Genomic DNA, 18802 nt, shown 5'->3' on the forward strand with positions numbered 1-18802 from the left:
CGCATCGGCAAACTATAAAAGTTTTTATCAACATATATTCACATGCCGAGCATTAGCGCCGACCGTGACTAAGTTAGCTCGCCCCGTATTTTCGTACTTTTACTTTGCCACGTGCCGAGCATGAAGTTATTTAGTTGCCGTCGATTGACTGGATAAACAGTCGATAACTTCCATTTTTTATTTGAATTAATATGACTGCAGGCAAGATCACTCTTTCGCTGGGGGTACTGATCAGTTCACTGGCTTTGCCGCTGACGTCCTTGGCCGTCGACTTCAACCTCGACGTCATGGATGTGGACGAGCGCGGCAGCATCGACCTCAGCCGTTTCAAAACGGCGAACTACGTCATGCCCGGCGAGTACCTGATGGGTATTCAGGTCAATGATCGAAAACTCGCGGAACGCAGCCTGCATTTCTATGCCACAGACCCGGACGCTACTACTACCCGGGTTTGCGTGCCCATGTCCCAGGCACCCAGCCTGGGCCTGAAAGAAGACATTCTGAAAAAGCTCGCCAGCTGGCATGGCGAGGACAACTGTGCGGATCTGGAAAGTATTCAAGGCTTGCGGCTAACGCCTGACATGGAGCACAGCGTGCTGCGCTTGAGTGTTCCACAGGCCTGGATGGAGTATCGCGATCCTAACTGGAGCCCGATCAGTGAATGGGATGAAGGCATCCCCGGTTTCATTCTGGACTACAACCTTAACTCCTCGTTAAGCCAGTACAGCAGCTCCGGCACCACCCGCCAGATCAGCGGTAACGGCACCATGGGCTTCAACGCGGGCGCATGGCGTCTGCGCGGCGACTTTCAGGGCAGCAGCTCGCAGTCCCGTGCCTATAAGAGTCAGGACTTTTCCTGGAGCAGCTTCTATGCCTATCGCCCCCTGCCACGGCAAGGGGCAAAGCTGATGGTTGGTGAAGTCAACCTGAACTCGAAACTGTTCGACTCCTTCCGCTACCAGGGCATCAACTTGGCCACCGACGATCAAATGCTGCCGCCGAGCCTGCGCGGCTATGCCCCGGAAGTCGTGGGCGTAGCCAAAGGTAACGCACGGGTTACGGTGCGCCAGGATGATCGCGTGCTCTATGAAACCACGGTGCCACCGGGGCCCTTTCGCATTCGCGACATTAATAGCGCGGTCAGCGGCAAGCTGGACATCGAGATCAGCGAGGATGATGGCAGCACCCAGAGCTACCAGACCGAAACGGCAAACGTCCCTTACCTGAGTCGGCCGGGATATTTTCGCTACAACATGACAGTGGGCCGGCCGTCCAGCTATGACCGGGAAGACACCGGACCGACCTTTGCCGCCGGCGAAATGTCCTGGGGCATGAACAGCGACTGGTCGCTGTTCGGTGGCAGCCTGCTGACCCAAGACTACACCGCGGTCGCTGGCGGTATTGGCCGCAACCTCCATGAGTTTGGCGTGGTGTCTGTGGACGTCACCCACACCAACGCAGAAGTCCCTGAGCGTGGTGAACTGCGCGGTAGCTCCCTGCGCCTGAACTATGCGAAGCGCTTTGATGAATACGACAGCGAACTCAACTTTGCCGGGTATCGCTTCTCCCAGCGTCAGTTCATGACCATGGATGACTTTCTCAACGCGCGTAATAACGATGGCGTCCAGCGCAACAGCAAAACCGCCTATACCCTACTGGCCAGCAAGTCGTTCCGCGACCTGGGCTTCAGCACCCACGTGTCCTACACCCATGAGAATTACTGGGATCAAAGCTCCAGCGAAAACGTGAGTGCTTACTTGAGCCGCTACTTCGATGTGGGTAGGTTCAAAGGCCTCTCCATGACCCTGTCTTTGAATCGGACCCGTAACAATTGGGAGTCCGACAATAGCCTGTCGCTGTCGTTGACCCTGCCCTTTGGTGACGGTCAACGTATCGGTTACGACGCCTACGCCAGCAGAGGTGGGGTGCGTCACGGCGCCAGCTACTCGAAATACACGCCAGATCACAACTACCAGATCCGCGGTACCACTGGGCTCGATGGTGACGGTATTCAGGGTTACTACAGCCAGCATACCGCTCAGGCCGACTACAGCCTCAACGGCAGTTACCGCGAGAACGGCAGCCAAAGTGTCGGCCTGTCCGTGCGCGGGGGGGCTACCGTCACGGCCAAAGGCGCGGCCTTGCACCCACCTGCGCTCAACGGCGGCACGCGGATCATGCTCGACACTGACGGTGTTGCCGGGGTGCCGCTGCAAAATGGTGAGACCCGCACCAACGCCATGGGGGTGGCGGTATTGCCAACCTTCAACAGCTATTACCGTACCGATGTTCAGATCGACCTGAATCGCCTGCCCGATGACATGGACGCGAGCAAATCGGTTACCGAAGCCACCTTGACTGAAGGCGCCATTGGTTATCGCAAGCTCACCGTGATTCAGGGCAAAAAGGCAATGGTTACCCTGAAATTGCCAGATGGCTCATACCCACCTTTCGGTGCCAGCCTGCTGGATGCATCCGGGCGTGAAGTCGCGATTGTCGCCGACAGTGGGTTCGCCTATCTCACCGGTATCAATACCAACTCCGAGTTCCAAGTGGTCTGGGGCCGCAACAAACGCTGCAACCTCAACCTGCCCGACAACCTGCAGTCGGAGCAGCGCTACACCCTGCTCTGCCAACCCCAATCCTGACTTGAGGATCTTATATGCTGATCAATACGCAGTTCTTCAAATACCTGGCAGTTGCCGGATGTTTAATCGCCCCCGGGCTCGCGCCTCAGGCAGCGATTTCGCTGGACCGTACTCGGGTCATTTTCAACGGCGAAAACAAATCGTTGAGTCTCAGTATCCGTAACGACAACAAAGAGCTGCCGTTTCTGGCTCAGTCGTGGATCGAGAACGACCAGCAAAAAAAAGTAACCGGGCCGCTCATCGTTTTACCGCCTTTGCAACGGCTGGAACCGACCTCCGGTGGGCAGGTAAAAATATTGAAGTCCGCTGAAGTCGAGCAGTTGCCAAAAGACCGCGAAACCCTCTTTTACTTCAACCTGCGTGAAGTTCCCCCGCGCGCGGAAACCAGCAACACCATGCAAATCGCGCTACAAACAAAAGTCAAACTCTTCTATCGCCCGGCTAACATCGCCCCGGAACGAGGTGATATCTGGCAGGAGCGCTTGACGGTGAAGAAAAACGGTCGTGGTTTCACTCTTGAGAACCCGACGCCCTACTACATCACCATCAACGAGATCGTCGATGCCTCGAACCTCCGTGGCGAGACAGACTTCAGTCCGGTCATGCTTGCGCCCTTCTCCACTCTAGAGGTTGTTCCCGACGGCAAGGTCACTCAGCCGGTTTTGACCTACATCAATGACTTTGGCGGCTATCACCAACTCAAATACCGCTGTGACACCAGCACCTGCCAGTTAAACAAGGAAGCACAGAAGTCCTGATCCGAAAAATGAATAACGTATTCATACACTGTGCTGGGTTTTCAGGTTGACGCAATGAAAAAAATACTCATAGGGCTAGGCACATTAAGTGCTCTGCTGCTGTCGGGCAGCGATGTCATCGCCGATGAAATACGCTTGAACTTTTCAGGAAATCTGATTGTGCCAACCTGCGAACTCACCGTGGATAACCCGGAGCAGACGGTAAAGTTTGATGACTACAGCAAGAAGGACTTGATGCTGACCGGCAAGAGCGCGGCAATGCCGTTTTTCATTACGGTAAAAACCTGCGCATCCGCCAGCAAGATCAATATCATCTTCAAAGGGCAGGAGGAAGCGCTGGCCAGCGGGGCATTAGCAATCACTGGTGCTGCTTCCGGAATCGCCATCAGTCTTGAAACATCGGCGGACGAGCCCATCAAACTTAACAGTGACACCCTTAGTTTCAACATTTCCGGGGGCACCCAGGAGCGGTTGCCCTTCAAGGCCTACGTGCTCAAGCTGCCGAATAGAACCATCGAGGCAGGCAGTTTTTCTGCAGTAGCCAACTTCGAGTTGTCCTACCCATGACGCCGATAGTCCAACTAAAACATCTCGTTACGCCGGTTATTGTTCTAGCCTTGGGCCTGGCGTCCGACCGCTGTTTGGCAGGAACAGATGTTGCGATGGCGAACATCACCGGCAGCATTACCCAGCCTGCATGCAAATTCAACCTCGGTAATTCACTCGATGTGAAGTTCACCGATGTCGATGTCTCGAAAATCGCCACGGGTCAGTACAGCGTACCCATTGATCTAAACGTTACCTGTGGAAACGAGGCGGCCTCAATCACGTTGAAATTGACCGGCACGCCCGGTTATAGCCCGGACGTGATAAACACAGATGTTGAGGGGCTGGGGATCAAGCTAACCAATATGCGCCTGGGAACTGTCTGGCAAGCCAATACCAGCATCAAAACGACCGCTGCAAACAACAATACTATCCTTGCAACGCTGACAGCACTTCCAGGCACCCAGTTTACAGGGGGCGAGTTTTCAGCCAGCGTGAGTATTTCCGCAAATTACGACTAGTAAGAGATTGCACCTTTGTGCGATTACCAATAGCAGCGAGTTACCCAAATGAAATATATACCATTTTTAGTGTTTTTGATATTTTCCGCTCCGGCTGCAGGATCGCTTTATATAGAAAAAGTCCCTGGTACACAATCCTATGGCATGTTTGGTGACATGGATAACATTTTCGTGACGGAACCGGCAAAAAGCCACGTCCCATCAACCATGACGGTCGAGTGGCCTTCAAAAAATGGTATCTGGATCATTTTCGCGTTTGTGGGAAGGGTGTCGCAGGCACCCATCTATTTAGGCCCAAGTTTAACGCCTACTGATAATGCGTCTGCTGTGTTAAGTGAACTGGCTAACAGCAAGCTTGCCGGCGGCGTCATTATGCCACTCGTGACCTCAGAGTCGATGAAAAGTATTATTTTCATGGTCTGCGACTATAAAACCAATAATCAATTTATGACCTGCAAAATGGCCACTACCTTGGCGGGAGAAATCACACTGCCACCGCCAGAGGAAGAAACATCAAGCTGCAGTATCCTCGGTTCCATTGAATTGCATCACGGCAACCTGACGCTAGAGACAGTTGCTTACGATAGTGCCCAAGCCTTGGCCTATGTTACCTGTAACAAGAGCACCAAAGTGAGCCTGTCGATTGAAGGGATGGTGCCGCTCAAAGGCGTAACCGGCTTATATTCACAGTTAACTGTAGGTGATGCGCCCTTCGGTGCAGCTTACAGCTTCACCGCTGACATTTCTTATACCCCGGTAACCGTTAAATCGGTACTCAGAACTGTCGGTACTGTGACCCCTGGTGACTTCAACGGAAGTGCCAGGATGGAACTGACATTTCCTTGATCGCCTAATGGATTTTTAACAACACAGAGAAGATGTAGGCCTTTGGACGGTGAGCTTTCAGCCTTGCGGCACCTAATTAATAATTGGAGTATTCAAGTTGAAAACCTCGCATTGCATAATCGGCGTTTTGCTGATTACGACATTAACCATTCTGATCGATATACCTTCCGATACGTGGCTGACATCGGCAACGCTTAGCCTGGTACTCGGGGCCAGCGCTTTGGCCTACATGGCGGTTTCCTGCTTGTTGGCCAGTCGTTGGCGTGTAGTTGAGAACCTGTTTGGCGGCTTGGACCGCACCTATGAGGCGCACAAGTGGCTCGGCATATGGGCTCTTGTGTTTGCCACCTATCACTTTGTATTCAAGGCAAATCTGGACGTTTGGAACAGCGCGGCCATTCTGGAACTGCCCAGGTACTGGACGCGACTGGTACGCCAGTTGAGTTATGTCGCCTTGGGCTTGATAGTGCTACTGGCGCTGAACCGCAATATTCCCTACAGCCTGTGGCGCTGGTGGCACAAGCTTTCTGGCCCTCTGTTTGTGATCGTGATCTTGCATTGGCTCAGTTTCAAATCGCCGATCACCCTGCTCAGCCCTTCGGGTATTTGGCTGGCACTATTGTGCGGACTAGGCCTGGTCGCCGCTCTTTACAAACTGGTGCTTTATCCATTCGTTGCCCGTGCGGGTGAGTACCGGGTGGCCGCCGTAATCAGAGAAAATGATGCACTACATTTAACCTTGGAACCGCTCCAGAAAGGCTTTGATTTCAAAGCCGGACAGTTTGCGTTTTTGGCAATGGAGCAAAAGGGCCTGCGCGAGCCCCACCCCTTCACCATCGCTAGTGCTAAGGGGCCTAATGGGCAGATTGCGTTCATGATCAGAGAGCTGGGGGATTACACCAAAGCGCTGAGCAAGTGCGCAAAAGTTGGAATGCGCGCCACACTGTACGGCCCTTACGGCCGCTTTAAACGTCCCCATCAGGCTGAGCGGGAAATCTGGATCGGCGCAGGTGTTGGTATTTCACCGTTCATTTCCTGGTTGCAAGACCCAGAAGCTAAAGACTTCGAAAAAGCGACCTTGGTCTATTGCTTCAAGCCCTCACGTGCCTTCCCTCCGGCCGAGGAGTTGCAAGCCATGGCCAAGAAGCGTGGGGCAGAATTCGTTACTAATGTCGGTGGCATCGAACCGATGGCCGAGACCTTGCGCCAGGCGGTAGCTGAACGCAATCCAGACAATGTCCACGTAAGTTTTTGCGGCCCTAAAGCCTTACTGGCCAAGGTCCGGGAATTGATGGATATGAACCGGATTCCGCAGGCTAATCTGCACGTCGAACTCTTCGATTTTCGTTAAGCAAGTAAGTGCGCGTGCTGAATTTTTCCTCGCTTTGTCGGCTGGTTCTTAGGTATGGAGGTGCCTACGAAACCAGGGGGGATTCAATGTTGTGACGCTACATTGTTTGTAGCTTCTCAAAAACGATTTAAGGCCAGCCCAAACGGGCTGGCCTTTTTTTCGCCATCAAGATCCGCGATCACAACCCTGCATGAGCAAAGGAATGGAGCACTGCGTATGACTGAATCGCAAACCCGTAAAGCCAAAAGGAAGAAGTACCTCGCTTGGGCTTCTCTGCTTGGCTTGATGGCGAGAACTCCAATACCGTGCGTCTAGGCAAGAAGCCGCCGTTTCTGGTTTTGGATACTGACCTCAAAGATGTTGTCATTCAGCGTGTTGGCAACGGTTTGAAGATCAAGATCAAAGGTGCGGTTACTGATTACAGCAGTGACCTCTATCTGCCCGACGGCGATACCTATACGACGTATCGTGTGAGCCTTGTCCAGAGAGAGACCCGAGCCCCCTTGCCCAGCGGTCGATAGGGGCGAGTTCCCAAAAGGCTGCAGTGTTAACCTTGCACGTTCACCCACGCTTCAATCTTGTAAGCTCGTTACCCAGTGGCCTCTACCGCTGTTTATTGGAAAGGACTCCTCTGTGTATGACGACAAAAACCATTTACGACGTTGAGGGTGAATCCGAAGCGTTGGTCTTGGCACGCCGTAACGCTCAACTCACCTTCAAGCATTTCTGCCGAGAGCTCTCCTCGGAGCGACGGCGCATTGTTCCTGCCCTCGATTTTGCTGCGGTCAAAATTGGTTTCGCTGTGCCCCCTTCGAACGCAGCAACGCCCACCCAGGAGAACATGTGGGTCAGCGATGTCGAATTCGACGGTGAAACCATCAAGGGCATCCTCATCAATTCCCCGCAGTGGGTGACATCCCTGAGTGCCGGCGATGTGATTGAAGTGCCGTTGAGCGACTTGGATGATTGGATGTATGTGGCTGATGGCGTTGTCTTTGGCGGCTATACCATCGATGTCATCCGTGCCGGGCTGTCGATCGAAGAACGTGCCAGCCACGATGCGGCCTGGGGATTGGACTTTGGTGCTCCAGGAGAGGTATTGGTGGCCCCTGCCTCCAGTGCTTTGCCTGAGCGGGAGTGGTCTGAATTCCCGGTGAGCGAGAAGAGCTTCGATCAGCTCAACCAGGTGCAGCGTGATACGCCATCGACCTTGAGCGAGCCTGAAGATGAGGCAGCCGGTATTCCCCTATGGCCGATAGGCTTGGGGATTCTGCTTGTAGGGTTGTTTGGGTTGTATTGCTTGCTGAGCGACAGCCTGCCTGTCGCTCTAGTGGGAAGCCAAGGAACTACCGACCAATTTCTATCGTTCATGTTGGTGACATTGATCACGGGCATCGGACTGATCTCAGGCACTGGCCCCTGGTATTTCCGCTGGCGCTTGCGTACCCCTCAATGGGGTAAATCCCGAGCATTGGATGTTGTGGCCATCTGCTTGGTGCCGGTGATCGCTACGCTACTTCAGCATTACAGCAACACCTAATCGAATCCCGCTTGGATAGCGGCGAATAGATGTGATCGTGCAGGGCGGGCTGGCCGCGCAGACGCCGATGTCAGCCGAAGCGCCAGCGCGTCAAAGTCCGAGCTCACGTAATCGCCGGTATAGCGTACGTTCACTGACGCCCAGGTGGCGAGCCAGTTCACTGCGTGAACCGCCGAAGCTTTGTAGGGCTTGAGCCAGTTGTCCGAGGTTGTCCTTTTTGCGTCGACGCAGGCCTGGCTCAGGTCTGCCTACCCCACTGCCCAGTTCAGCGGGCAGATGCTCGGCGCGAATAATACCGTCGTCCGTGAACAGGCGCGCCCGCTCGAGGATGTTGCGCAGCTCGCGAATGTTCCCAGGAAAGCTGTGCAGGCTGAGCAGTTTTAGTGCTTCGCTATCGACGTGTGGTGCGGTCTTGCCGACCATGCGTTGTAGCAGGCTTTCAATCAGCAGCGGCAGATCATCGACCCGCTCGCGCAGTGCCGGTAAGCGAATCGGGAAGCCGCTAATGCGGTAATAGAGGTCTTCACGAAAGGTGCCCGCCGCGACCATTTCCTTGAGCGGTTTGTGGGTGGCTGAGACCAGCCTGAAGTCCGAGTGGACCGTGCGCAGGCTTCCGACCGGGCGAAAGCTGCCGGACTCAATCAAGCGCAATAGCTTGACCTGCATGGCCAGTGGCACTTCACCGATTTCATCGAGAAACAAGGTGCCGCCATGGGCCGCTTCAGCCAGGCCAATCTTGCGTTGTAGCGCCCCGGTGAACGCGCCTTTCTCATAACCGAACAGCTCGCTTTCGAACAATGACTCGGTCAGGCCTGTGCAGTCGACTACCACCAGCGGGCCATTGGCGCGTGGGCTGCCCAAGTGCAAGGCACGGGCAAAGAGCTCCTTGCCGGTCCCGGACTCTCCCTGCAGCAGCACGGGGATCTGTGCAGGGGCTGCCCGCTGCAGGCTGGACAGGGAATCTTTAAATGCGGCTGAGCGTCCTACCAAACCTTGTTGTTGAGGTTGAGCGGAGGCCACGGCGATGCTGGTCAGGCGCTCGACGAACGCCACGACTTCACCGTGCTGATCAAGGATCGGGCGCAACTCGACATCGACATGTTCGGGGCCGCGCGGTGTGTGATGGACATGCAGCACCCGTTCCGGCGTGCGACTGTCCCAGGCCTTGCGCATTGGGCACAGCTCGCCGGCTTGATCGCACGGCACAGCGTAATGATGGGAAACCCGATGACATTTACCGCCGATGGCGGCCTGGCCGTCAACACCGAACTGACGCTGATAGGCGCCGTTGGCAGCGAGAATGTTGTAGTCGGTATCCAAGACAATGGTTGGCTGAGTGTCGTGCTCAAGATAGGACACCAGCGCCTGTACAGTGGGGTCGGGAATATTTCGCGATGAATAAGACATAAGGCACCAGGGAAAGCTCACCAGCAGCTTAACTGAAGGCGAGAGGGACTGCCAAAAACTGCCAGCAACTGCCATTCGCTGACAGTAAATTTGGCAGTCTGTGCCGGAGCAGGTCGCTGGCAGTCAATGAAATAGGCATTTGCTCACTGGCACGCATCTTGATGACAGCCTGATCCATGCGCGCACGGCTTAACGCCATGGCACACGGAATTATCTGGAGAGCGGTAATGATCATCGGCGGCAACTTGTATGTGGAGGCGCTGTTCGACAGTGCGACCTCGACCATCAGCTACTTGGTGATGGACCGTGGCAGTGGGCACTGTGCTTTGATCGACAGTGTGCTCGATTACGATCCGAAATCCGGGCGCACCGACAGTGCGTCAGCCGACAAGCTGGTGGCTCGGGTTAACGAACTGGGCGGCAAGGTTCAATGGATTCTGGAAACCCATGTGCACGCTGATCATCTATCGGCGGCGGCGTATCTCAAGCAAGCCCTGGGTGGCCAGATTGCTATTGGCAGTCAGATTACCCAGGTGCAGAAGGTCTTTGGTGCGCTGTTCAATGCCGACCAAGGGTTTGCCCGCGATGGCAGCCAGTTCGATGTGCTGTTCGATGATGAGCAGGCGTTTACCATCGGCAGTCTGCAGGCCCGTGCCCTGCACACCCCTGGGCATACCCCAGCGTGTATGACCTACGTGGTGGAAGTCGATGGACACTGCATCGCCTTTGTCGGCGATACGCTGTTTATGCCTGACTACGGCACCGCCCGTTGTGACTTTCCCGGCGCCAGTGCGCGCACGTTGTATCGCTCAATCCAACGCATTCTCGCCCTCCCCGCGCAAACCCAGTTGTTCATGTGTCATGACTACCTGCCAGGTGGGCGCGAACTGCGTTACATGACCACGGTGGCCGAACAGCGCGCCAGCAATATTCATATCCATGAAGGCGTCAGCGAAGACAGCTTCGTCGCTATGCGTGAAGCCCGTGATGCCACCCTGGAGATGCCGGTACTGATCCTGCCTTCAGTGCAGATCAACATGCGCAGCGGCCAACTGCCCGAACCTGAAGAGAACGGTGTGCGCTACCTGAAGATTCCGCTCAACGTGCTCTGAGCTACACCCCAGAATTATTATTAGAAGGACCACTTGCCATGCATGCTCCACTTTCCTCTGCCGAGGTGCCGAAAGGCGACCATCATAAAGTGCTGATAGTCGGCGCCGGCGCTGCCGGTATCGCTGCCGCTTCCAGCTTGATCTGCCGTGACCCTTCGCTGGATGTCGCGATCATCGATCCCGCTGACGTCCACTACTACCAACCGGGCTGGACTATGGTGGGTGCCGGGATCTTCCAGGCCCGCTCCACTGCTCGGACCATGGCTTCGACCATTCCTGGCGGCGTGCGCTGGATCAAGGCACGGGTCGAGACGTTTGACCCCCAGGCACAGACCGTGACCCTGGATAACGGCCGCCTGCTCAGCTACGAGCAACTGGTGGTCTGTCCTGGTCTGACGCTCGATTGGAACGCGATCGAAGGCTTGAGTGAGACCCTTGGTCGCAATGGTGTGACCTCCAATTACCGCTACGATCTGGCGCCCTACACCTGGCAGCTGGTACAGAACCTGCGCGAAGGGCGGGCGCTGTTCACTCAGCCGCCTATGCCGATCAAGTGCGCAGGTGCGCCACAAAAAGCCTTGTACCTGTCGTGTGACCACTGGCTGCGCAACGGCCGCCTGGGACAAGTGCAAGCGCAGTTCTTCAACGCTGGCGGGGTGTTGTTTGGCGTTCCCGACTATGTGCCGGCACTGATGGAGTACATCGACAAGTACGCCGTCGACCTGCAGTACGCCCACCGCTTGGTAGCGGTCGATGGCCCAGCCAAGAAGGCGACTTTTGTTCGCACCCTGCCCGATGGCAGTACCGAAACTCACGTCCATGCATTCGACATGCTGCATGTGGTTCCGCCCCAGGTGGCCCCTGACTTCATTCGTAACAGCCCATTGGCTGATGCTGCTGGCTGGATCGATGTTGACCCGGCAACCCTGCGTCACAAGCGTTACGCCAATGTTCATGGCCTGGGTGACGGCATCAACACCACCAACGCCAAGACTGCCGCCGCCGCACGCAAACAGGCCCCCGTGGTCGCCAACAACGTGCTGGTTGCTCTCGGGCGCTTGCCCAAGCTGGCCCATTACGATGGTTACGGCTCCTGCCCGTTGACTGTTGAGCGCGGCAAGATCGTTCTGGCCGAGTTCACCTATGGCGGCAAGCTGGCGCCGAGCTTCCCGCGTTGGCTGCTCGATGGTCGTCGTCCGACACGCCTGGCCTGGTTGCTCAAAGCGCAGATCCTGCCGCCATTGTACTGGCGCTGCATGCTCAAGGGCCGGGAGTGGTTGGCCAAACCGCAAACTGCACCGACTGAGGTACAGCAGTGATCGAACAGCAATTCCTTGCTGGTGGATTGGGCGCGATCATCGGTGCCGTGTTGGCGCTGACCGGTGCCGGGGGAGGCATTCTTGCCGTTCCGTTGCTGGTCTTTGGCCTTGGCTTATCGATGGTCGAGGCTGCCCCGGTCGGCCTTCTGGCTGTCGGTATGGCTGCTGCGGTCGGTGCTGTGTTGGGGCTGCGTCAGGGTGTGGTGCGTTATCGTGCTGCGGCCTTTGTCGCGCTGATTGGTATTGTCGCCGCGCCGTTGGGACTGATGCTGGCGCATCAACTGCCCAACGAGCCATTAGCGCTGACTTTCGCCGTGGTGTTGATCTACGCCTGCGCACGCATGTTGCTCAAGGCACGACGCGAGCTGCGCGGTGAACCACCACTGGGCAAGCGTACGGTCATGCCATGCGTGCTTAATCCGTTGCAGGGGCGCCTGCGTTGGACTCTGCCCTGTGCCCGAGCGTTAGCATTTACAGGGGCGTTGTCCGGGCTGCTGTCGGGTTTGCTGGGAGTGGGCGGAGGCTTTGTGATTATTCCGGCACTGAGCCGCTACACCAATCTGGACATGAAGAGCATCGTTGCCACGTCTCTGGCGGTGATTGCCCTGGTGTCCACGGGTAGTGTGGTCAGCGCCAGCGTTGGTGGGGTCATGCACTGGACGGTGGGCGCACCGTTTGCAGGTGGTGCTGTGCTGGGGCTGCTGGTCGCCCGACAGTTTGCCAGCCGCCTGGCCGGACCACGGCTCCAGCAACTGTTCGCCACGGTCGGCATCTGTTCGGCTGTGCTGCTGGTGGTGAAGACCCTGAGTACGTGAGCCCTACTCCGCCAGCAAGGCATCCTGCTCCTGCGCGCACAGCGCCAGAAGAAAATCCCAGACCACCCGCAAGCGAACCGACTTGTGCAGTTCGCGGCGGGTGCAGATCCAGTAGCTGCGCTGGATGGTTTCATTGGGCAGTACTCGCACCAGCGCCGGGTCATGCCGGGCCATGTAATTGGGCAGCACGGCAATGCCTAATCCGGCGCGGGCGGCCTGCTGTTGGGCGATGACGCTGGTGCTGCGAAACACGACATTCGGTGCGCGGCAGAAGCTGTTGAGAAACAGCAATTCCTGACTGAACAACAGGTCGTCGACGTAGCCGATCCAGTTGTGCTTGGCCAGGTCTTCGCGGTGATCGAGTGCAGGTGCCTGGGCCAGGTACTCGGGGCTGGCGTACAGCGCCAGGCGGTAATCAGTGAGTTTGCGGGTGATCAACAGGTCAGCATTAGGCCGTTCCAGGTGGATGCTGATTTCTGCTTCGCGGTTGAGGATGCTGACAAAGCGCGGCACAGCGACCAGTTCCACCTCCAATCCCGGATAGCGTTCGAACAGGCTACCCATGCGCGGGGTGAAGAACATGATACCGATGCCTTCAGTGACACCCAGGCGGATCTTGCCCAATGGAGTGATGGCCTGGGTAATCTCTTCTTGGGCCAGTAGTGCGACGTTTTCCATGGCTTCGGCATGTTTGAGCAGGGCCTGGCCGGAGGGCGTCAGTTCGTAACCTTGGGCGTGTTGAACGAACAGGGCAGTACCCAGGCTCTGCTCGATATTGTCGATGTGCCGGGCCACGGTGCTGTGGGTAGTGTTGAGGCGCTTGGCCGCGGTCAGCAGGCGACCGCTGCGCTGTAACTCGAGAAAAAATCGCAGATCATTCCAGTCGAACATGCTTTTCCTTGTGAATCAGGTGTTCACGGGACGTTGTGTTAAAACGCACAGCACTTGAGTGAAATCTAACGTTTTCATCTCGAAATTAATCAATAACATGGACCAGGACAAGAATAATAATCAGGCGCGAGGTTGCCCATGCCATCAGCCGATCCTGTCTACGATTACGTGGTTGTGGGTGCCGGTCCTGCCGGATGCTTACTGGCCAATCGATTGTCTGCCGATTCCGGCTGCCGGGTGTTGTTGCTCGAAGCGGGCGGTAAGGACAACTATCCCTGGATTCACATTCCAGTGGGTTACCTGTATTGCATCGGTAACCCGCGTACCGACTGGTGCTTCAAGACCGAAGCGCAACCTGGGCTTAATGGTCGCGCCTTAGGTTACCCACGGGGCAAGGTGCTCGGTGGCTGTTCCTCGATCAATGGCATGATCTACATGCGTGGCCAGGCCGGTGACTACGACCGGTGGGCCGAGCAAGGCAACGCCGGTTGGGCCTGGAACGATGTCTTGCCGTTGTTCAAAGCCAGCGAAAACCACTTTGCCGGTGCCAGTGATATCCACGGCAGTACGGGTGAATGGCGGGTTGAGCAACAACGCTACTCCTGGCCGATTCTCGATGCCTTCCGTGATGCCGCTGCGCAAAGTGGTATCGCCAGGGTTGCTGATTTCAACGGCGGCGATAATCAAGGCTGTGGATACTTTCAGGTTAACCAGCGCGCCGGCATTCGCTGGAATTCGGGCAAGGCCTTTCTGCGCCCGATCCTCAATCGCCCCAATTTGACCGTGCTCACCGATGTTCTGGTCGATCAGGTAACCCTCGACGCAGGTCGTGCCTCTGCGGTACGGGCACGTTGGCAAGGCCGTTGGCAGCACTTCAGTGCCCGTCGCGAGATTATCCTCTGCGCAGGCTCGGTGGGTTCGCCCGGTATCCTGCAGCGTTCGGGCATCGGCCCGCGGGGTTTGCTGGAGAGCCTGGGGATAGCGGTGCGGCATGAATTGCCCGGGGTTGGCGGCAACCTGCAGGACCACCTGCAACTGCGGCTGATTTACCAGGTCAATGGCGCGCGTACCCTCAACCAGGTCGCCAACAGCGCGTGGGGAAAGCTGGGCATGGGCCTTCGCTATCTGTACGACCGCAGCGGTCCACTGGCCATGGCGCCGAGCCAGTTGGGAGCATTTGTGCGCTCCGGGCCGGAACACGCCTCGGCCAACCTGCAATACCATGTGCAACCGCTATCGCTCGAGCGCTTCGGCGAGCCACTGCATCGCTTCCCGGCGTTTACCGCATCGGTGTGCAACTTGCGGCCGGCGAGCCGTGGACGCATCGATATTCGCTCCGCCAACCCGGACGATGCGCCACTGATTGACCCCAACTATCTCAGTGACCCGCAGGACCTGCAGGTTGCCGCCCAGGCCATTCGAATTACCCGCAAGATTGTCCAGGCCCCTGCCTTGGCGGCTTTCAGCCCGCGTGAATATTTGCCCGGGCCAGACCTGCAAAGTGAAGAACAACTGCACGAAGCCGCCGGCCAGATCGGTACGACGATTTTCCATCCGGTCGGCACCTGCCGGATGGGCCATGGCCCGTTGGACGTGGTTGACGATCAGCTTCGCGTGCACGGCGTACCGGGCTTGCGCGTCGCCGATGCCTCGATCATGCCGCAGATTGTTTCCGGCAATACCTGCTCACCTACCTTGATGATTGCCGAGAAGGCGGCGCAATTGATAATTCGGGGAATGTTATCCACAGCTCGGATCGATGAAGAAAACGCAGTACCGACGCCCTGACCAGGGTGCGTAGCAACAACGACGCCGGACGCGGTCTGCCAGCGTCGACAGTGGAACAACAAGAATAATCACTGGGGCCTTCAGGCCGAGGACAGCAACGATGTCGGAATACACTCAGGAGCAGGGCGCGGCTACGGTGAGCAACAGCCGCCGTGAAGAGCGCAAGATCATTTTCGCGTCATCCCTCGGGACAGTTTTCGAGTGGTATGACTTTTTTCTTTATGGGGCACTGGCCGCGGTCATCAGCAAGCAGTTCTTTGCCGGTGTGAACGACACCACTGCCTTTATCTTTGCCTTGATGGCCTTTGCCGCCGGCTTTCTGGTGCGGCCGTTCGGCGCCCTAGTGTTCGGCCGATTGGGCGACATGATCGGACGCAAGTACACCTTCCTGGTGACCATCGTGCTGATGGGAGTGTCGACTTTCGCAGTCGGATTGCTCCCGACTTACGCTAGCATCGGCATTGCCGCACCGATCATCCTGGTGATCCTGCGCATGCTGCAGGGCCTGGCGTTAGGCGGCGAATACGGCGGTGCTGCGACCTACGTGGCTGAGCATGCGCCAGCCGGCAAGCGCGGCTTCCATACCGGGTTCATTCAGTCCACGGCTACCCTAGGGCTACTGCTGTCGCTGGTGGTTGTGCTGGGCAGCCGATACATCAGTGGCGATCAGTTTGAAGTCTGGGGCTGGCGCCTGCCATTTCTGCTGTCGATTGTGCTGCTGGCGATCTCCACCTGGATCCGCATGAGCATGCACGAATCCCCCGCCTTCGTGAAAATGAAGGCCCAAGGCAAGGCCAGTAAAGCGCCGATCCGTGAATCCTTTGGTTCCTGGCCCAATCTCAAGGTGGTGTTGACTGCGTTGTTCAGCATCAACGCAGGGCAAGCGGTGACCTTCTACACCGCGCAGTTCTACGTACTGTTCTTCCTCACCCAGATGCTCAAGATGGACCCGGCTCAAGCCAATACCCTGTTGATTATCAGTGTGGTGATCGGTGCGCCGTTCTTCGTGTTCTTCGGCTGGTTGTCGGATCGCGTTGGCCGCAAACCGATTCTGATGCTTGGCCTGCTGCTTGCTACCCTGCTCTACTTCCCGCTGTTCAAGGCCCTGAGCCATTACGCCAACCCGCAAATTGACGCCGCCAGCCGTCAGGCGCCGATTGTGGTCATGGCCGATCCACAAAGCTGCACCTTCCAGTTCGATCCAGTGGGTAAGGCGCGCTTTGATAGCCCTTGCGACAAGGCCAAGACCTTTCTGGTCAAGCAAGGCCTGCCCTACAGCTCTGAATCCGTCCCCGCCGGTACTGAACTGGTGGTCACAGTCGGTGACCAGCGTATCAATGGTTTCGATGAAGCCGCGCTGCGGGCGGCTATCGACAAGGCGGGCTACCCGGCCAAGGCAGATCCTGCTGCCGTGAACGAGACGATGGTGGTGGTGCTGATTGTAGCGATGATCCTGATCGCGACCATGACCTACGGCCCGCTGGCGGCCGTCATGGTGGAGTTGTTCCCGACGCGGATTCGCTACACCTCGATGTCACTGCCGTACCACATCGGCAATGGCTGGTTCGGCGGCTTTCTGCCCACCGTGTCGTTTGCCTTGGTGGTGTACACCGGCGATATCTTCTACGGGCTGTGGTATCCAGTGCTGATCACTGGTGTCAGCCTGGTGGTGGGGCTGTTCTGCCTGAAAGAAACCCGTGATGTGGATATCGATAAAGTCTGAGGTTTTAGCGCTACAAAAAAACCGGCTAAGCGCCGGTTTTTTTATGCCGTTGAAAAACTTATGCACGATTTTCAGAAAACAGTCATACAGAGAAATAAGTAAGTAAATTAAGCACTTAGCTAATTTTTAAGAGAAAGATCCAAATACTGTACACAAGTTATCCACAGTTCGTCAGGCAACGCCCTGAGCAGCGTTAGGTGCTTGCGCAGGCAATGACCCCAAGTCGCGCTGGGTCTGCTCGTTCCAGGCCGCTGCGCGGTCGTTGAGCTCGGCAATGGCGCGTGGGCCAGTGCCTTCTGCGAACATCGGCGCACCGATTACCACTTCGATGGTTCCGGCACGTTTGCTCCAGCCTTCCTTGGGCCAGAACTTGCCGGCGTTGTGGGCAATCGGCAGGACTGGCAGACCCGCATTTACTGCGAGGGCGGTGCCGCCGCGGGAAAATTTGCCGATTTGACCGAACGGCACACGGGTGCCTTCCGGGAAGATCAGGACCCAGACGCCATCCTTGAGCAGCTTGTCGCCTTCGCTGGCGACTTGCTTGAGGGCGGCCTTGGGGTTGTCACGATCAATGGCGATTGGCCGCAGCATGGCCATGGCCCAGCCGAAGAACGGCACGTACAGCAGTTCACGTTTGAGCACTTGGCTCAACGGTGAAAAATAGGCAGAGAGGAAGAAGGTCTCCCAGGTGCTCTGGTGATTGGACAGAATCACACAGGGTTGCTTGGGGATGTTTTCGGCCCCAGTTACCTTGACCTTGATGTTCAGGAATACCCGCACCAACACCAGTGCGAAGCGGCACCAGTAGACATTGATGAAGCGGTAACGGGCGCTGAATGGCAGAAACGGCGCGATAAAAAAGCTCAGGGTGCACCACAGCAAGGAGCTGGTACCCAGCAGCAGGTAAAAAAGAAAAATTCTGATCGCCTGCAGGATCGACATAGCGGCATGTACCGTTGCGGGCTTGCCCGCCTAGTAAAAGTGCGCCTGGTTCGCAGACGCCCTATTTGTGGATAAGTTCTCTGGCGATGGCTGCCAGATCATCGAAAATCAACGTTCCTTGAGGAATTCCCTTGCTCAGGGTCCTCTCGCCTTTTCCGGTTTTTACCAGAATCGGTTGAGCATCGACGGTCAATGCGGCTTCCAGGTCACCCTTACTGTCACCGACAAACCACACGCCGGCCAGATCAAGCTGGTAATGCGCGGCGATGGTTCGCAGCATGCCCGGCTTGGGTTTGCGGCAATCACAGCCGTCATCCGGGCCATGTGGGCAATGCACGATCAGGCCGACCTCGCCGCCCTGTTCGGCCACCAGTGCGCGCAGGCGCGTATGCATGGCCTCGAGGGTTGCCAGGTCGTAGTAGCCGCGAGCGATACCGGACTGGTTGGTGGCGACTGCCACCGTCCAGCCGGCTTTGCTCAACTGCGCAATGGCCTCAATCGAACCGGGGATGGGTATCCATTCTTCCAGCGACTTGATGTAGGCGTCGGAGTCCTGGTTGATCACTCCGTCTCGATCGAGAATCAGCAGTTTCAA

Annotated in this window: 17 protein-coding genes; 13 read left to right on the forward strand and 4 right to left on the reverse strand. The window is 56.7% G+C overall.

Features of this window, described 5'->3' with window-relative positions:
• The first annotated feature begins 191 nt into the window (after positions 1-191).
• The 8 genes from CX511_RS00790 (at position 192) to CX511_RS00825 (ending at position 8210) form a co-directional block, all read left to right on the forward strand.
• Complete coding sequence (locus tag CX511_RS00790) at positions 192-2648, forward strand: fimbria/pilus outer membrane usher protein (RefSeq protein WP_045186368.1); 2457 nt, start codon at positions 192-194, stop codon at positions 2646-2648.
• Between the two features lie 14 nt (positions 2649-2662).
• Entirely contained in the window at positions 2663-3406 is a 744-nt protein-coding gene (locus CX511_RS00795) for a fimbria/pilus periplasmic chaperone (RefSeq protein WP_101293837.1), read from the forward strand.
• A 54-nt stretch (positions 3407-3460) separates the two neighbouring features.
• Complete coding sequence (locus CX511_RS00800) at positions 3461-3973, forward strand: fimbrial protein (RefSeq protein WP_052675594.1); 513 nt, start codon at positions 3461-3463, stop codon at positions 3971-3973.
• A complete protein-coding gene (locus tag CX511_RS00805) occupies positions 3970-4473 on the forward strand; it encodes a fimbrial protein (RefSeq protein WP_101293836.1) in 504 nt (167 codons plus the stop codon). Before CX511_RS00800 ends, CX511_RS00805 begins: the two co-directional genes overlap by 4 nt.
• Positions 4474-4521: 48 nt before the next feature.
• Positions 4522-5319, forward strand: a complete 798-nt coding sequence (locus CX511_RS00810; RefSeq protein ID WP_143527807.1) for an MrpH family fimbial adhesin — start codon at positions 4522-4524, stop codon at positions 5317-5319.
• Between the two features lie 97 nt (positions 5320-5416).
• On the forward strand, positions 5417-6670 hold the full coding sequence (locus tag CX511_RS00815; RefSeq protein WP_045186374.1) for a ferredoxin reductase family protein: 1254 nt from the start codon (positions 5417-5419) through the stop codon (positions 6668-6670).
• A 263-nt stretch (positions 6671-6933) separates the two neighbouring features.
• On the forward strand, positions 6934-7191 hold the full coding sequence (locus CX511_RS00820) for a hypothetical protein (RefSeq protein WP_052675598.1): 258 nt from the start codon (positions 6934-6936) through the stop codon (positions 7189-7191).
• Between the two features lie 116 nt (positions 7192-7307).
• A complete protein-coding gene (locus CX511_RS00825; RefSeq protein WP_052675599.1) occupies positions 7308-8210 on the forward strand; it encodes a DUF2314 domain-containing protein in 903 nt (300 codons plus the stop codon).
• Between the two features lie 90 nt (positions 8211-8300).
• Here CX511_RS00825 and CX511_RS00830 read toward each other — a convergent pair whose 3' ends face one another.
• Positions 8301-9617, reverse strand: a complete 1317-nt coding sequence (locus tag CX511_RS00830) for a sigma-54 interaction domain-containing protein (protein ID WP_220639095.1) — start codon at positions 9615-9617, stop codon at positions 8301-8303.
• Positions 9618-9844: 227 nt separating this feature from the next.
• Between CX511_RS00830 and CX511_RS00835 the strand changes: the two genes are divergently transcribed.
• From CX511_RS00835 to CX511_RS00845, 3 genes are read left to right on the forward strand one after another with little or no spacing between them, the layout of a single operon-like run.
• Positions 9845-10729: an MBL fold metallo-hydrolase gene (locus tag CX511_RS00835; protein WP_101293835.1), complete on the forward strand. Its 885-nt coding sequence runs from the start codon at positions 9845-9847 to the stop codon at positions 10727-10729.
• Positions 10730-10767: 38 nt separating this feature from the next.
• Positions 10768-12048, forward strand: a complete 1281-nt coding sequence (locus CX511_RS00840) for an NAD(P)/FAD-dependent oxidoreductase (protein ID WP_101293834.1) — start codon at positions 10768-10770, stop codon at positions 12046-12048.
• On the forward strand, positions 12045-12863 hold the full coding sequence (locus tag CX511_RS00845) for a sulfite exporter TauE/SafE family protein (RefSeq protein ID WP_045186379.1): 819 nt from the start codon (positions 12045-12047) through the stop codon (positions 12861-12863). Before CX511_RS00840 ends, CX511_RS00845 begins: the two co-directional genes overlap by 4 nt.
• 3 nt (positions 12864-12866) lie before the next feature.
• Here the strand turns inward: CX511_RS00845 and CX511_RS00850 are convergent, their stop codons facing one another.
• Complete coding sequence (locus CX511_RS00850) at positions 12867-13754, reverse strand: LysR family transcriptional regulator (RefSeq protein WP_045186380.1); 888 nt, start codon at positions 13752-13754, stop codon at positions 12867-12869.
• Between the two features lie 138 nt (positions 13755-13892).
• Between CX511_RS00850 and CX511_RS00855 the strand changes: the two genes are divergently transcribed.
• Together CX511_RS00855 and CX511_RS00860 are read left to right on the forward strand one after the other, a co-directional pair.
• The gene (locus CX511_RS00855) at positions 13893-15542 is read left to right on the forward strand and encodes a GMC family oxidoreductase (protein ID WP_101293833.1); all 1650 of its coding nucleotides are present in this window, start codon (positions 13893-13895) and stop codon (positions 15540-15542) included.
• 100 nt (positions 15543-15642) lie between these two features.
• Positions 15643-17265, forward strand: a complete 1623-nt coding sequence (locus tag CX511_RS00860; RefSeq protein ID WP_045186384.1) for an MFS transporter — start codon at positions 15643-15645, stop codon at positions 17263-17265.
• A gap of 171 nt (positions 17266-17436) precedes the next feature.
• Here CX511_RS00860 and CX511_RS00865 read toward each other — a convergent pair whose 3' ends face one another.
• On the reverse strand, positions 17437-18207 hold the full coding sequence (locus CX511_RS00865) for a lysophospholipid acyltransferase family protein (RefSeq protein WP_045186385.1): 771 nt from the start codon (positions 18205-18207) through the stop codon (positions 17437-17439).
• Between the two features lie 61 nt (positions 18208-18268).
• Complete coding sequence (gmhB, locus tag CX511_RS00870; protein ID WP_045186387.1) at positions 18269-18802, reverse strand: D-glycero-beta-D-manno-heptose 1,7-bisphosphate 7-phosphatase; 534 nt, start codon at positions 18800-18802, stop codon at positions 18269-18271.

Source organism: Pseudomonas sp. S06B 330 (genome assembly GCF_002845275.2).
Classification (GTDB): Bacteria; Pseudomonadota; Gammaproteobacteria; order Pseudomonadales; family Pseudomonadaceae; genus Aquipseudomonas.

Excerpts from the sequence above, each read along its gene's own strand:
- CX511_RS00805 (WP_101293836.1), top strand. The coding sequence starts at position 3,970 with ATGACGCCGATAGTCCAACTAAAACATCTCGTTACGCCGGTTATTGTT.
- CX511_RS00795 (WP_101293837.1), top strand. The coding sequence starts at position 2,663 with ATGCTGATCAATACGCAGTTCTTCAAATACCTGGCAGTTGCCGGATGT.
- CX511_RS00790 (WP_045186368.1), top strand. The coding sequence starts at position 192 with ATGACTGCAGGCAAGATCACTCTTTCGCTGGGGGTACTGATCAGTTCA.
- CX511_RS00825 (WP_052675599.1), top strand. The coding sequence starts at position 7,308 with ATGACGACAAAAACCATTTACGACGTTGAGGGTGAATCCGAAGCGTTG.
- CX511_RS00865 (WP_045186385.1), bottom strand. The coding sequence starts at position 18,207 with ATGTCGATCCTGCAGGCGATCAGAATTTTTCTTTTTTACCTGCTGCTG.
- CX511_RS00840 (WP_101293834.1), top strand. The coding sequence starts at position 10,768 with ATGCATGCTCCACTTTCCTCTGCCGAGGTGCCGAAAGGCGACCATCAT.
- CX511_RS00860 (WP_045186384.1), top strand. The coding sequence starts at position 15,643 with ATGTCGGAATACACTCAGGAGCAGGGCGCGGCTACGGTGAGCAACAGC.
- CX511_RS00800 (WP_052675594.1), top strand. The coding sequence starts at position 3,461 with ATGAAAAAAATACTCATAGGGCTAGGCACATTAAGTGCTCTGCTGCTG.
- CX511_RS00830 (WP_220639095.1), bottom strand. The coding sequence starts at position 9,617 with ATGTCTTATTCATCGCGAAATATTCCCGACCCCACTGTACAGGCGCTG.
- CX511_RS00810 (WP_143527807.1), top strand. The coding sequence starts at position 4,522 with ATGAAATATATACCATTTTTAGTGTTTTTGATATTTTCCGCTCCGGCT.
- CX511_RS00850 (WP_045186380.1), bottom strand. The coding sequence starts at position 13,754 with ATGTTCGACTGGAATGATCTGCGATTTTTTCTCGAGTTACAGCGCAGC.
- CX511_RS00855 (WP_101293833.1), top strand. The coding sequence starts at position 13,893 with ATGCCATCAGCCGATCCTGTCTACGATTACGTGGTTGTGGGTGCCGGT.
- CX511_RS00835 (WP_101293835.1), top strand. The coding sequence starts at position 9,845 with ATGATCATCGGCGGCAACTTGTATGTGGAGGCGCTGTTCGACAGTGCG.